The organism is Streptomyces racemochromogenes, assembly GCF_044129415.1.
Classification (GTDB): domain Bacteria; phylum Actinomycetota; class Actinomycetes; order Streptomycetales; family Streptomycetaceae; genus Streptomyces; species Streptomyces racemochromogenes_A.
Genome location: NZ_JBBDHD010000065.1, coordinates 27,544 through 40,877 on the forward strand (window position 1 = coordinate 27,544; position 13,334 = coordinate 40,877).

At 76.5% G+C, this 13,334-nt stretch carries 11 protein-coding genes; 4 read left to right on the forward strand and 7 right to left on the reverse strand.

Features of this window, described 5'->3' with window-relative positions:
- Positions 1 to 80: 80 nt before the first annotated feature.
- Positions 81 to 695 (forward strand): TetR/AcrR family transcriptional regulator, encoded by a 615-nt coding sequence (locus tag WDV06_RS22915; RefSeq protein WP_395511649.1) that lies wholly within the window; start codon positions 81 to 83, stop codon positions 693 to 695.
- Positions 679 to 2,313: an isovaleryl-CoA dehydrogenase gene (locus WDV06_RS22920; protein WP_395511650.1), complete on the forward strand. Its 1,635-nt coding sequence runs from the start codon at positions 679 to 681 to the stop codon at positions 2,311 to 2,313. The genes WDV06_RS22915 and WDV06_RS22920 overlap by 17 nt, the downstream gene beginning before the upstream one ends.
- 11 nt (positions 2,314 to 2,324) lie before the next feature.
- Here the strand turns inward: WDV06_RS22920 and WDV06_RS22925 are convergent, their stop codons facing one another.
- From WDV06_RS22925 to WDV06_RS22955, 7 genes are all read right to left on the reverse strand, one after another.
- Complete coding sequence (locus tag WDV06_RS22925) at positions 2,325 to 2,900, reverse strand: hypothetical protein (RefSeq protein ID WP_395511651.1); 576 nt, start codon at positions 2,898 to 2,900, stop codon at positions 2,325 to 2,327.
- Positions 2,901 to 3,205: 305 nt separating this feature from the next.
- Positions 3,206 to 5,131 carry a TOMM precursor leader peptide-binding protein gene (locus WDV06_RS22930; protein WP_395511652.1) on the reverse strand — a complete coding sequence of 642 codons (1,926 nt, stop codon included), beginning with the start codon at positions 5,129 to 5,131 and terminating at the stop codon, positions 3,206 to 3,208.
- Positions 5,128 to 6,921: a hypothetical protein gene (locus WDV06_RS22935; protein WP_395511653.1), complete on the reverse strand. Its 1,794-nt coding sequence runs from the start codon at positions 6,919 to 6,921 to the stop codon at positions 5,128 to 5,130. The genes WDV06_RS22930 and WDV06_RS22935 overlap by 4 nt, the downstream gene beginning before the upstream one ends.
- Complete coding sequence (locus tag WDV06_RS22940) at positions 6,918 to 9,599, reverse strand: lantibiotic dehydratase (RefSeq protein WP_395511654.1); 2,682 nt, start codon at positions 9,597 to 9,599, stop codon at positions 6,918 to 6,920. The genes WDV06_RS22935 and WDV06_RS22940 overlap by 4 nt, the downstream gene beginning before the upstream one ends.
- Before the next feature lie 102 nt (positions 9,600 to 9,701).
- A complete protein-coding gene (locus WDV06_RS22945) occupies positions 9,702 to 9,899 on the reverse strand; it encodes a thiazolylpeptide-type bacteriocin (protein WP_395511655.1) in 198 nt (65 codons plus the stop codon).
- A gap of 281 nt (positions 9,900 to 10,180) precedes the next feature.
- Positions 10,181 to 10,954 (reverse strand): hypothetical protein, encoded by a 774-nt coding sequence (locus tag WDV06_RS22950; protein ID WP_395511656.1) that lies wholly within the window; start codon positions 10,952 to 10,954, stop codon positions 10,181 to 10,183.
- The gene (locus tag WDV06_RS22955; RefSeq protein ID WP_395511657.1) at positions 10,938 to 12,230 is read right to left on the reverse strand and encodes a hypothetical protein; all 1,293 of its coding nucleotides are present in this window, start codon (positions 12,228 to 12,230) and stop codon (positions 10,938 to 10,940) included. Before WDV06_RS22955 ends, WDV06_RS22950 begins: the two co-directional genes overlap by 17 nt.
- Before the next feature lie 204 nt (positions 12,231 to 12,434).
- Between WDV06_RS22955 and WDV06_RS22960 the strand changes: the two genes are divergently transcribed.
- A complete protein-coding gene (locus tag WDV06_RS22960) occupies positions 12,435 to 12,857 on the forward strand; it encodes a DUF6325 family protein (RefSeq protein WP_395511660.1) in 423 nt (140 codons plus the stop codon).
- 76 nt (positions 12,858 to 12,933) lie between these two features.
- The gene (locus WDV06_RS22965) at positions 12,934 to 13,209 is read left to right on the forward strand and encodes an SHOCT domain-containing protein (protein WP_395511658.1); all 276 of its coding nucleotides are present in this window, start codon (positions 12,934 to 12,936) and stop codon (positions 13,207 to 13,209) included.
- Positions 13,210 to 13,334 lie beyond the last annotated feature (125 nt).

Consider the following 13,334-nt stretch of genomic DNA (forward strand, 5'->3'; position numbering starts at 1 on the left):
CCCCACGGGCTCCCGCACAGCGGGACCGGAACCTGCGCGGCCCTGGTGTGAAGCAGTGAATCACTGCTTCAATGCTTTCCATGCCCTACCGCCGCCCACCCGCCGTGCAGGCCCGGCTCGACGCCCGTCGCGACCGGGTCCTGGAGGCCGCCGTCCGTCTGCTCTCCCGGGAGGGGTACGCCGGCTGCTCCGTCGCCGCCATCGCGGCCGAGGCCGGCATCTCCACCGGGAGCGTCTACCAGTCGTTCTCCGGCAAGTCCGAGCTCGCCGCCGCCCTCTTCCGCACCCTCGTGGCCAGGGAGGTGACGGCGGTGACGTCCGCCGCCGAGCGCCCCGGGACCGCCGCGCAGCGGGTCGCCGCGGCCGTCGAGACCTTCGCCTCGCGGGCGCTCCAGGCACCGCGGCGGGCGTTCGCCCTGCTCGCCGAGCCCGCCGACCCGGCCGTCGACACCGAACGCCTCGTCTTCCGGCGGGCGTTCCGCGACGTGTTCGCCCGGCAGGTGGCCGCCGGTGTGGCCGCCGGCGAACTGCCGCCGCAGGCGCCCCAGCTGACCGCCGCCGCGCTGGTCGGCGCGATCGCCGAGGCGCTCGTCGGACCGCTCGCCGACGGTGACGCGGCCCCCGGCGAGGTCATCCCGGGCCTGATCACCTTCACCCTGCGTGCCCTTGGAGGACACGATGCCGCAGACGCATGAGGTCACCAACCAGGTTCCGCCGCACCACGGCTACGACGCGGCCGCCGACCCGGCCCTGCTGGAGGCCCTCGACCGCGAGGGAGCGGGCTGGGCCGCGCCCGAACTCCACCGCCTCGGCGTCCTCGCCGGATCCGAGCAGGCGGCCGAGTGGGGCAGGCTGGCCAACGAGAACGAGCCCGTCCTGCACACCCACGACCGCTACGGCCACCGCGTCGACGAGGTCGAGTTCCACCCGTACTGGCACGAGCTGATGGACACCGCCGTCTCGCACGGACTGCACGCCGCCCCCTGGGCCCAGAGCGAGCCCGGCGCGCACGTCGCCCGCGCCGCGAAGTTCATCGTCTGGAGCCAGGTCGAAGCGGGCCACACCTGCCCGGTGTCCATGACCTACGCCGCCGTCCCGGCCCTGCGCGCCGCGCCCGCGCTCGCCGAGTGGCTGGAGCCGCTGCTCGCCTCCCGCACCTACGACTTCGGGCTGCGCCGGCCCGACACCAAGCGCGGGCTGATCGCCGGCATGTCGATGACCGAGAAGCAGGGCGGATCGGACGTCCGCGCCAACACCACCGCCGCCGTCCCGGCCGGGGACGGCACGTACCGGCTGACCGGGCACAAGTGGTTCACCTCGGCGCCCATGTCGGACGTCTTCCTGACCCTGGCGCAGGCCCCGGGAGGACTGTCCTGCTTCCTGCTGCCGAGGGTCCTGCCCGACGGCACCCGCAACCGGCTGCACCTCCAGCGCCTCAAGGACAAGCTGGGCAACCGCTCCAACGCCTCCTCCGAGATCGAGTACGACGAGGCGTTCGGCTGGCTGGTCGGGGAGGAGGGCCGAGGCGTCGCGACCATCATCGAGATGGTCAACACGACCCGCCTCGACTGCGTCCTGGGCGGCGCCTCGGGCATGCGGCTCGGCCTGGTGCGGGCCGTCCACCACGCCACCCACCGGCGGGCGTTCGGCAAGGCCCTGATCGACCAGCCCCTGATGCGCAACGTCCTCGCCGACCTGGCCCTGGAGTCGGAGGCCGCGACGGCCGTCGCCATGCGCCTGGCCGGGGCCGGCGACCGGGTCGCGCGCGGCGACGCGGACGAGGCGCTGCTGCGCCGCCTCGGCCTGGCCGTCACCAAGTACTGGGTGTGCAAGCGCGCACCCGCGCACGCCGCAGAAGCCCTCGAATGCTTCGGCGGCAACGGCTACGTCGAGGACTCGGGCATGCCCCGCCTCTACCGCGAGGCGCCGCTGTCCTCCATCTGGGAGGGCTCGGGCAACGTGGCCGCCCTGGACGCGCTGCGGGCGATGGCCCGCCAGCCGGAGACCGTCGAGGCCTTCTTCGCGGAGCTGGACCGGGCCGCCGGGGCCGACCGGCACCTGGACGCGGCGGTGGCCGGGCTGCACAAGCAGCTCGCCGACCCCGCCGAGGCCGAGTACCGGGCCCGCCGGCTGGCCGAGACCATGGCACTGGCCTTCCAGGCCTCGCTGCTGGTGCGGCACGCCCCTGCGGCGGTCGCCGACGTCTTCTGCGCCTCCCGGCTGGGCGGCGAGCACGGCGGCGCCTACGGGACCCTGCCGACGGGAGTCGACACCGGGGCCGTCCTCGACCGCGCCCGGACGCCCGCCGTCTGAGCCGGTCCGGATCAGGGGTGCCAGACCTCCTTGATCGAGTCGATGTTGCCCTCGTGGTCGACCGTGATGTCGTAGATGTTCCCCGAGCAGCTGTACGGGGCCTTCACGGCGGACGGGTTCGTCATGCAGTCGCCCGCGTGCATCCACAGCTCGCCGACGGGGACGGTCTTGGTGGAGCCCGAGCCGGTGGCCAGCTCGGCCTTCACCTCGCCCGCGGCGAAGATGTAGTACTTGGCCTCGCCCTTGCCGTGGTAGATCCAGTCGTTGGGGGTGCAGGTCGGCTGGGCGTCCTTCGCGGACATCGAGCCCTTGGACGGCGGTGCGACGGGCTCCACCATCTTGTGCCCGGCCGGCAGCTTCGGCGGCTTCCCGCAGTCGCCGCCGGGCGCGGCGGAGCCCGTGGGGCCGCCGCCGGCCGGTGCCTTGGCGGAGGGCGCGGCGGACGGCTGCGCGGCGGCGGACGCGCCGGCACCGGACGGCCCCGCGGTTCCGCCCGCCGCCGCGGTGTCGTCCGGGCCGCAGGCCGTGACCGAGCCGAGTGCCGCGACCAGCGCGAACGTTCCGATGATGCGTCGAGTCGACTGCACGTCAATTCCCCCGGGATGGCTGAAAGATGTGTGATCACATCCGATCGGTGATGTGTTCTACACGAGACGCGCCACAAGATCCAATCGCCTCCGCCCGCAACCGGAACACCCGTACGGGGCGTCTGGGCCCGTGACGACGGCCGGCCGGAACGCCGGCCGGAACCGGGGACGGGGGCAGGACACGTGACGCGCGTACCGCAGGACCGTGCCGGTCACCCGCGGTGGCGACGACACTCGGCCGTCCCCCCGGACACCCCGAACCCCCTGCCCAACACCTCGGGGATCCGGCCCCCGAGGGGCGGGACCTAGGGGAACGGGTGAGGGTGGAAGGGGAGGTCCTCGTACCGCAGCGGGGCGGCGGTCCGGCCCAGCCGGTACGGGACCTCCAGCAGCCGGGGTAGCCCGCGCGTGCGCCGGTTGACGTGCCCGAACGTCATGGGCAGCGCCCCCGGCACCACGGCCTTCGCCGCGTACAGGCCGAGCCGCTCGCGCACGCCCGCCTCGTCCTGCCCGACCACGACCACCTCCAGCCCCTCGCCCGCCAGCCGCCGCACCGTGGCGTCCAGCAGCCCGCCCAGGTCCGCCACCGGCTCCGGCGCCCCCGGCCACACCTCCCGCCAGGGAGCCGGCCGGTCGTCGCCCCCGTACAGGAAGTCCAGCCTCGGCCGGGCCTCAGGCAGCCCGTACAGGGCGGTGTGGTCGGAGAGGGTGACGACCAGCTCCGGCCGCTCCAGCATCGGCCGCAGGCGGCGCGGATCACAGGTCGCGGGCTCCGCCCGCAGCCGCTGGGCGGCGTTGAACACGTTCGTCACCGCCTCCACCACGGCGGACCGGATCGCCGCCGCGGGATCGTGGTGGGCCCCCGCCGCCACGAACACCTGCGGCGCCGCCGACCGCGGATCGCCGTGCCGTGCCACCGCGATCACCGCCGGAACACCGAAGTCGTTGGTCGCGTCCAGGAGCGCGAGCTCGTACCCCGCCAGCTCCGCCCGGTCGGCCAGGTGCACCACCTCCGGGTCCTCCCGCGGCAGCGCGATCCGCCGCAGCGGGGTCCGCGCGTACCAGGCCATCAGGAAGGCGTCGCGCTCCGCCACCTCGAACAGCCCGTACAGGGCGGCCTCTTCGGGGCTGTTGCCGAGTCCGCACCCGCTGGAGCACTCGTAGACCACGCGCGGCCGGCCGGGGGCGGGGTCCCAGTAGGCGACGTGCTCGGGCACGGCGACCGGACGCGCACGCGTCAGCGACCAGCCGTGCACCCAGTCCAGTTCCAGCTCCGGGGTGTAGGGCACGGTCGGCGACGCCGGATGCCCGTGGTGGGCGGGCTCGGGCAGCCCCAGCCGCTCCGGGTCCACGGCCCGTTCCGGCCCCAACCGCGCGTAACCGGCGCGCAGTACGGTGCGCCGGCCGAGCGGGCCCATCCCGGTGAGCCGCTCCACGCCCTCGAAGAGCGCCACCCGCTCGCTGCTGTCGAAGTCGCCCGCCCGGCCGTACCCGCCGTCCGGCAGCTCCCGCCCGTGGGTGACGTAGGCACTGGTCAGACAGGTGACGGAGTCCTCGGTGCGCACCACGCGGCGGACCGGACCGAACCGTTCGTCGTACAGCTGGGTCCGCAGACCGGCCGTGTCCGTACGGCCGTTGGGGCCGCGCAGCACCGCAGGGTCCGGCAGCGGACCGCCCGTGCGCTCCGGCCGGGCCGCCTCCGCCGAGTCCTCCGGCAGCGGCAGGCACACCTCGCAGCCGCCGAGCGGGCGGAAGAGGTGGCCGGACCAGCCGGCCCGCCGATGGTCCACCACCCGTACGGCCGCACCCGCACCCGGGGCCGGCAGGGGCTCCGCCAGCAGTTCGGCCGCCAGCGCCGCGACGGCGTCCACCAGGGCGGGGGAGGGGCGGCCCGCCAGCCGCAGCCCGCCGCTGTGCCACGGGACGCGGCCGCCGGCGGTGGCGAGCCGACGGTACTCCGTACAGCGCAGGCAGCCCTCCGCGCCCGGCCGCAGCACCGGGCCGACCACCGTCAGTGCCCCGTCGCCACGCACCGGAACCAGCTCCACGGGGTGGCGCAGCGCGTGCCGCGACAGCGCGGCGGCGGTCGCGAGGTCCCAGTCGTCCAGCACGACCACGGACCGGCCGGAGGTGCTCCTCAGCGCGCCCGCGGCGTCGAGGACGGTCAGCCCGAGCGCGGCGAGCGCCGCCCCGAGCGGGCTCTCGGTGACGGGCGGGGCCGACGGGGTCATCGCTCCCCTCCTTCCGTGGCGGTGTCCTGGACGCCGAGCACGGTGAACCCGCAGCCGCGCAGCGCGGCGACGACGGTGCGCGCGCCGGGGCCAGAGGGCTCCCACGCGGAGGTCCGCAGCCCCGTGAGCCCCAGCAGCGCGGTGTGCAGGGCGGCTTCGCGGCGGGCGACGGCGGCCCACCAGCCCGCCGCCCAGCGCTCGTCCTCCCAGGGGGCGGGTGTCACCCCGGCGACCGCCAACGGGCACAACTCACCGCCCGCAGAGGTGATGTGCTCAGGCTTCGGCGCCTGTTCCCCCGCCTGGACGCGGACCACCGCGGCCAGCGCGGCGAAGGCGGCCGCGTCCCCGGCGGTGGCCTCCACCGCCTGCCCGAGCAGCCGTCCGCCGCCGCCCGTGCCCGCGCGGACGTCGGCCCGGTAGGCCGTACCGCCGCCGTCGAGCGGGGCCACGTACGCCTGCGCCCGCACCCCCAGCCGCCGCGTCAGGACACCCCACCAGTGGTGGGCCTGCGGGTGCCCGCTGCCGTACGGGTCCCGGCGCGCGGCCCCCGGGCCCCGTGCGGGCAGCCGCAGTGCGGCGCGGCGCAGCGCCCGCCCCAGGGCGTGCCCGGACCCCGCCCCCACGACCACCCCGGCCCCGCACTCCAGCTCCGCGGCCCGGCACACGGCGTCCAGGCGGGCCAGATCGGCCCGGCCGGCCCCGGCCGTCAGCGGGCCGCACCCGGCCAGGGCGACCGGCAGCTGCGGCAGCGCCCCCGTCAGGGGCTCCGCCAGCACCCCGAGCCGCGGGTCGCCCAGCGCGGCCACGCCGTCCAGCGCCTCGGCGAGCGTCCCGGGCGGCGGCCCGGCCTCCATCGACCCGGCGGCCCAGGGGCGGTAGGCGGCCCGCGCGGCCCCCGCCCCGGCCACCAGCACGAACGGCACCCCGACGCCGTCGGTCCCCGGGTGCCTCCCGGAGGCGGCGGCCGGCTCGGCTGCGCCGGGACCGGCCTCGGATGCGGCGGCCGGGTCGGGCAGGCCCGCCAGGGCGCACAGCAGCCGCTGTACCGCCGCGCCCGCCACCAGGGCGGTCAGGGACGCGGCCGGTACCGGGGCCGGGTCGGGATCCCCGGAGAGCCCGAGCCGGGCGGCGAGCGCCGCCGCGGCCGCCCCGGCCCGTGCGGGGTCGGAGACCGGGGTGACGAAGGACCCGTGGGGGTGGACGGCCGCACCGACCGCGACCTCGGACCCGTCGGCGCGCCGGGCACGGACCAGGACCCGGCCGGCGCCGCCCACCGCGGCGTCCGCGGCCGGCCCGGCGGTGATCCCGGCGCGGCCCAGGGCCCGCACGGCCGCGGAGGCCAGGGCGCCCTGCGGATCGGCCGCCCGCACCTCCACCCGGGCCCCGTCCAGCGCCGCCGCGGCCTCGTCCGGCCGGTCCGCGACGGTGAGCAGCCAGTCCCCGGCCGGATGCCCCTCGGGCGGCCCGGGCTCCGCGACGAGCATTCCGTGCGCGTGCAGCTGGCCGACGAGGGTGCACAGCGCGGCGCGTACCGGGGTACCGGCGCCGGCCCGGGCGGAGAGGCCCGCGGCCCCGCCCGTCCGGAGCGCCTCCTCCAGCACCTCCCAGAGCGCGGGGAGCGCCGCACTGCCCTCCAGGGTGACGCTGCCGTCCCGCCCCCGCAGGTGCAGGCCGCCGGCGAGGGCGCTCGCCGCGACCCCGGGCCGGAGCCGCCAGTGCCCCAGGGAGTCCAGCGAGTCGGGGGAGTCCGCCGCGCCGGCGGCGGACTCGCCCGGCGGTACGGCGGTCATGACGAGCTCCCCGGGCGGTAGGTCTCCACGACGAGCTCGACGGCGCGCGCCGGCCGCTCCCGGCCGCCGGGCGCGGGCAGGGCCTCCTCCAGCACCAGTCCCTCGGGGTGCCGGGCCAGCCACTTGTCGAGGCAGCGCAGGTGCAGGGCGTTGCCGAGGTCGACGAACTGCGGCTTGGGCTGCGCCCGCGCGGCCCGGGCCGCTGCGGCCGTCGGGTCCGCCGCGACCGGCGGGTGCAGGAACAGCCTGCCGGGCACGCCCAGCAGGGCCCGCCAGCGCGCGGCGGCCCCGAACGGGACGGCGCCGCCGGCCGCCTCCGCCGCCAGGTCGGCGCGCAGGACCGCGACCGTGCCGGGGGCGAGCTTCCAGCGGCGGCGCCGCAGCACGACGTGCCGGTGGCGCAGCCGGGGGGTGCGCACCAGCGGGCCGCCGGGCACCTCGCTGACGGTCTGCGGCACCAGCGACGCGAAGCCGACGACGCCTTCCGGGTGGTCGTGGGCCAGGGGCGCGCAGCGGGTGGGCAGCAGCCCGGAGACCAGCAGGCCCGGGTAGAAGACGTCCAACGGCTCGCCGGTGTCCCGCAACCGGAGGCGCACCTGGTCGGCGGCCTCGTCGTGGAAGAGCTCCACACCGGCCTCGTCCACCTCCGGCCCCGCCGGGCCGGGGCGGGTCGCCGGGCCGTGCTCCTCCGAGAGGATCTCGTCCCGCAGGAAGCGGGGCTGGAGGTTGGCGTTGAAACCCTGCACGGGCCGGAACTGCACGGCCCGGGAGCCGGGTTCCGCGCCGCGTTCCACCTCCCGGCCGACGGCTTCGGCGGCGCCCGGATCCAGCAGGGACAGGAACCGGCTCGCGGTACGCCCCCAGCCGCCGTAGACGTGGTTGAGGACCAACAGACGGCTTTCTGCGTCCCGTTGCAGGAAGTGCGCGTACGACAGCGGGCGCGCGGACGCCCACCCCGGCAGCCGCGCGGCGCAGGACCGGACGAGCTCCGGCGGCAGGACCACGTCCGCGTCGGGGTCCCGGTACCCGCCCCGCCCGGCCTCGGCCGCCGCCTCGAACGACCTCCGCAGTCGCACGAGTTCGGCCGCGCGGCTCGGCAGGGGGTCCGGGCCGCCGGGCGGCAGGAACGCGTCGCGGACGGTGTCCTCCCAGGCGGCGACGGTCTCCCCGCCGAACTCCCAGACGGGATGGCAGACCCCGCCGGGCCCGTACCGCGCCACGAACCGGTCGCGCACGTACCGCCGCACCAGATGCCCCAGGTCGTACAGCTCGGCGAGGGCGGCGACCTCGCGCAGCGCCTCCCGGTCCTCGCCGGTGAGCAGGCCCCGGGCCGCCACCGGCCGCCGGGCCACCACGTCCTCCGTGAGCGGCGCCGGCACCGGCTCGTCCGGGGGGAGCGGCCGGCCCGCCGAGGCGAGCAGAGCCGCCCAGCGCTCACGCAGCAGCGCGAGCAGCGCGGCGCGCTCAGCCGGCTCGCCCGCCCCGAACTTCCGCGTCGCGTCGGCGATCTCGTCGAGGGATGAGGCGAGGGCGCCCTCCCCGCCGGAACGCAGCCAGGCGGCGAGCCGGCCCAGCGGGTCAGGGTCCTGCGGCCCGACCGGCGGCACGGGCACCAGCAAACCGGTGTCCGCCAGCCGCTCCACGTACGCCAGGGCGGCCGCCCGGTCGCGCGGGGCGGCCAGCGCGGCCGCGAGCTCCCCGGGCGTCACGGGGGTCCGGCACAGCTCGGCGACCCGCTCCAGGGCCCCGCTCGCCGCGACCGCGACCTCGTCCTCGGCGACGGCGGTGAAGCGCCAGACGCCGGACAGCCCGCGCCGGCGGGCGAAGACGGCGCGCCCCGCACCGTCCGTACGGGGTGCGCTCGTCATCCGGTGCGGCAGCCGGGCCCTCCTCGCGGGGTCGGTGAGCAGCGCCTCGCACAGCGCGGCCACCAGGCTCCGGCCGGTGCGCACGTGGTTCCCCGTGGCACCCAGCAGGTCACCGTGCCCCCACTCCGCGCCCTCCCCCCACTCCGCTTCCGCGCCCCGCTCGGTGCCGGCGGGCTCCGGGTCGTCCGTGAGGGGGCCCCAGCCGACCGCGGTGAACCAGGACACGGGGCTGGAACGGGTGGCGGCGCGGAGCGCGTGGCGCAGGACCCCGGGCTCCTCCTTGCGGGCCCGCCGCCCGGTGGCGCCGCTCCCCGCCCGGCCGATGGCGGCCAGCAGCTGGGCACTGGTGGCGGAGGCGGCCAGGAGGAGGGCCGGCTCACGGCACTGGGCGGCGAGGGCGGCGCGTTCGGCGGCCAGCGCGGCGGGCGCCGCACCGGCGAGGTCCGCCCGCGCGGCGGCCAGCCGGTCCCGCAGCTCCAGCCACTCCCGCAGCCGCGGCACCCGCTCCGGCAGGTCGCCGAGCGCGTCGAGGAGCGCCGGCCGGGGCTCCCGCCCGTTGTGCAGGGCCCGGCGCAGGGGGAGGACCACGGTCCGGTGGAAGGAGTCCGGATGGCCGCCCCGGCTCGCGTAGAGGGCCTCGGTCAGGGCCGGCAGCAGGTCGCGGAGGGCCCGCTCCAGGCGGGTCAGCCGCTCCAGGCCCGCGCGGAAGCCGGCGCCGTCCGCGGACTGCGCGGGATGGCCGAGCGTCGTCGCCCGCACCAGCGCGTACGGGGCGGTGCGCACCGCGGGGACGGGGGTGGGGGCTGTCATGGCGCCGGGGTCCTTCCGGCTCGGGGTGGTCGGCGGCTGGAGGGGGACCGCCCGCCCCCGCGCCCCGGTGGGGGCGCCGGAACGGGCGGCGGAGGGACGGGCTCAGATGACGCCCGGGACGGTCTGCGGCTGCTGCGTGCTGCAATGGCAGGCGCAGGCGGTGGGTATGCCGCAGGTGGCGGTGGAACAGCTCTTCGCGAAGGCCGAAACGTCGGCGGTGTCGCGCATCGAGGTGACGGTGATGTCACCCAGGTCCAGGTCGTGCGCCTCGAACAAGGTGGCCGCGTCGAAATCTGCCATGACAACTCCCCCTGGTGTGGGACGGCTTGGTGGGACCGCTTCCGTGTAACGGACAAGCCACGCAACCGTAGCGCCGGGGGCGATCCGGGCGCAGGGCACGGTTTTCGACATACCGGCGTCACTCCACGTGGAAACCGGAAACCTGGCCGGAACCGCCCCTCGGACGCCCGGCTTCCGCCCCGGGCGCCGAAGCCCCCGCCCCGCGCCGCCGCATTCCGGCCACCCCGGCCCGAACCCGCCCCGGAGGGAGACCGGCGGTCGCCCTCCGCGACGAGAAGGGATCACACGGGCGGCAGCAGGTCGCTCTCGCTGAGGGTGTACGTCAGCGGGGGGTAGACGAAGTCCGTTTCCCTGTTCTCGCGGCGCCTCAGCCCGAAGAACTCGTGCCGCTGCTCCTCGTCGGCCGGCAGGAGGCGCACGTCCCCCGCGAGGTAGGCGTGGCCGTCGCGGTAGCGGACGAGGGTCTTCGACGTCCGGAAGGTCACGCCCAGCCACTGGTTGTCCGCCGCCGGGACGGGTGCCTCGGCCACGATCTTGTGCCGGAGCCGCCGGTTGGCGGCGGTGGAGAAGGCCACTACGCCGTGGTGGGCGAGGGGGATCTCGAACGTCTCGGCGTCCGGGCCCTTCGACGTGAAGACCAGCTTCCGCAGCGGGCCCGCGCCGGGGTTCCGGTAGCAGGAGAAGACGGCGATGAACGACCCGTCGGCCAGATCGAGGGCCTGGTCGGAATGGCCGCCCATGGTCGTGTAGGCGTTGGTGTAGTTCTCGACGAGGGCGTTGTTGAAGCCGGCCGGGAGCCCCGCGCGCTCCCCGACCTGCCGGGCGAGGCGTTCGTGGACCGCCCGGAAGCGCCGCGCCGGGCTGCCGTACCGCGTGGTCGTGCGGACGAGGGGCACACCGTCGGCTGCCTCGCCGGCCCGGGTGAGTACGGCGCCGCGCCGGCCCTTTCCCACGTCCTCCATGGGGGTCGACTCGGACAACTGCGCGAACCAGTCCTCCTCGGCCGGCAGGGCGCACCGGATGATCTGCTCCGCGAGCCTAGGCGTGGGGGGCACGGTAGTCTCCCGTGTTCATGCTGAAGGTGAACGCGTCGCCGTAGTCGACCGCGGACGAGCTCCGGTTCTCCTCCGCGTACAGCGCGCGCAGCTCGTCCATGCCGGCGGGTGTGGGCGGACCGAGTTCCACCGGGTCTCCCGCCGCCTTGAGGAACGTACGGCCGTCCTTGTGGACGGCCTCGGTGCTCGAACAGCGCACCACGTATCCCAGCCGGGTCGGCAGCAGCTCCGCGTCCAGCGGCGAGGGCCGGATCTCGTGCGTGTACAGGCGGTTGGTGGACAGCGGCATGAAGAACACGGAGCCGGGGTGGAGGGTCACGGTGAACTCCGCGGGCAGCGCGCCCGCCGCGCCCCCGGCGTGCTCCGCGGCCGGTTCCTTGAGGCGGAAGCGGAGCCGGGTCAGCCCGCTGACCCCCTTGACCCCGTGGTCGAAGGCGTCCTCGTCCAGCGGCCGCAGCCCGTCGAGCCGGTCGTAGAAGGTGCAGAAGGCCATGATGCCGTTGACCGGCATGTCCTTGGTCTTGTCGGCGTGGGCCGAGATCCTGGCCTTGGACTGCTTGCGCCCGGCCGTGGCGGCGGTGTTGTGGTAGACCTGCGCGAGAACGTGGTTCAGCGGTGCCGGGTCGCGGAAGAGGGTGGCGGCCTCGCGGTTGAGCTCCTCGACGATCCGCGTGTCGGTCGGGCGGAAGTTCTCCGTCGGCCCCGAGAGGTTCGTGGAGCACCGGAGCAGCCGGAAGTGCAGCTCGTCGCCGCTGCGGGTGACCGGCGTCAGATAGATGCCGCTGCGGTGGGCCGTTCCCGGCTTGGTGGACTCCGTCAGAGACTGGAACGCGTGCTCCGCGCGGATCCGGCCGAAGTGGTCGGCTTCCGGGTCGAAGAAGCGGCGGTAGTGCACGCCGGCGCCGTGCACGCGCAGGGGGACCCGGCCGAGGCCGACCACGGTCCAGGGCACGCCGGGGTCGGCCTCGTCGTAGCCCGTCGACAGCTCCCGGATGACGAACACCCGATCCGCCGGGCGGAGCCGCTCCCGGCTGACCCCGGCCACGTCGCCGCACAGGTAGACGGTCCTGCCCGTGAGGTCGGGCGGTGCGGAGGCGAGGTCCTGCGCCGTGAGCGTCGACCCGAAGAAGTCCGGGACCGGGTCGACGTCCCGCGGGGCCGCGGACACGACCAGGATGGTGCCCGCCTCGTCGATGCGGGCTTCGGCCGCCGCCGCTGCCGCCGCGGGCGTCGGGCGGTGACCGCCGCCGGGGTGCGGGTGGGAGGCGTCATCCATGGTGCGGCCCTTCGTGGACTGGCGTGCGGACAGGGACCATTGTGCAGGGGCCCCCGCGCGGGACGTACGGGAGCCCGGTGCCGCGTCGACGGCCGGTCGCGACCGCGGGCGTGCGGTGGTGCAATGGCTGTGAGGGGGGTGTCCGCCGACCCCGTAGGTGACGCCGTGAGTGAAGAATCCGACACGCGAGAGCCGATCGAGGAGATGGGCCCCATCGACTACCTCGTGGTGGAGTTCCCCGGCAACCGGATGACCGGTGAGGGCTTCCCCCTGCTCGTCGACCTGGTGGACCGCGGCCTCATCCGCATCCTCGACCTCGTCTTCATCAGGAAGGAGCAGGACGGCTCCGTGGCCGCGCTGGAGATCGCGGACCTCGACGCCGACGGGGAGCTCGACCTCGCCGTCTTCGAGGGCGCGTCGTCGGGTCTCCTGGGCCAGGACGACCTGGAGGAGGCCGCCAACGCCATCGAGCCCGGCAGCTCCGCCGGACTGCTGGTCTACGAGAACGTCTGGGCGGCGCCGCTCGCCGCAGCCCTGCGCCGCGGCGGGGGCCAGCTGGTCGCCTCGGGACGCATCCCCGTCCAGGCGATCCTCGCCTCGCTGGAAGCGGCCGAGACCGCCACCTGAGCGCACCCGACACCCACCGACAGCCGACACCCCGCCGCCGTCCCCCGGCGGGTGGGGGAGACATCGAAGGACCGCCATGCCAGGACTTCTCCGCGGCGTAGCCCGCACCGCCGTGGTCGCGGGAACCGCGACCGCGGTCTCGAACCGCGTGTCCCGCCGGCAGGCCGGCCGCTGGGCCGCGCAGCAGCAGCCGGAACCCGAACCCGCCCCGCCGCCCCCGCCGCCGGCCGCGGCGCCCGCCTCCGACCGGTCGGGCATGCTGGACGAGCTGAAGCAACTCGGCGAACTCAAGCAGCAGGGGGTGCTCACGGAGGCCGAGTTCGAGGAGCAGAAGCGCAGGATCCTCGGCTGACCGCCGCCGCTCCCCGCGGCGCCCCGGGGGGGGGGGGGGGGGGCGGGCGGGGGGGGGCGGGGGGGGGGGGGGGGGGGGGGGGGGGGGGGGGGGGGGGGGGGGGGGGGGGGGGGGGGGGGGGGGGG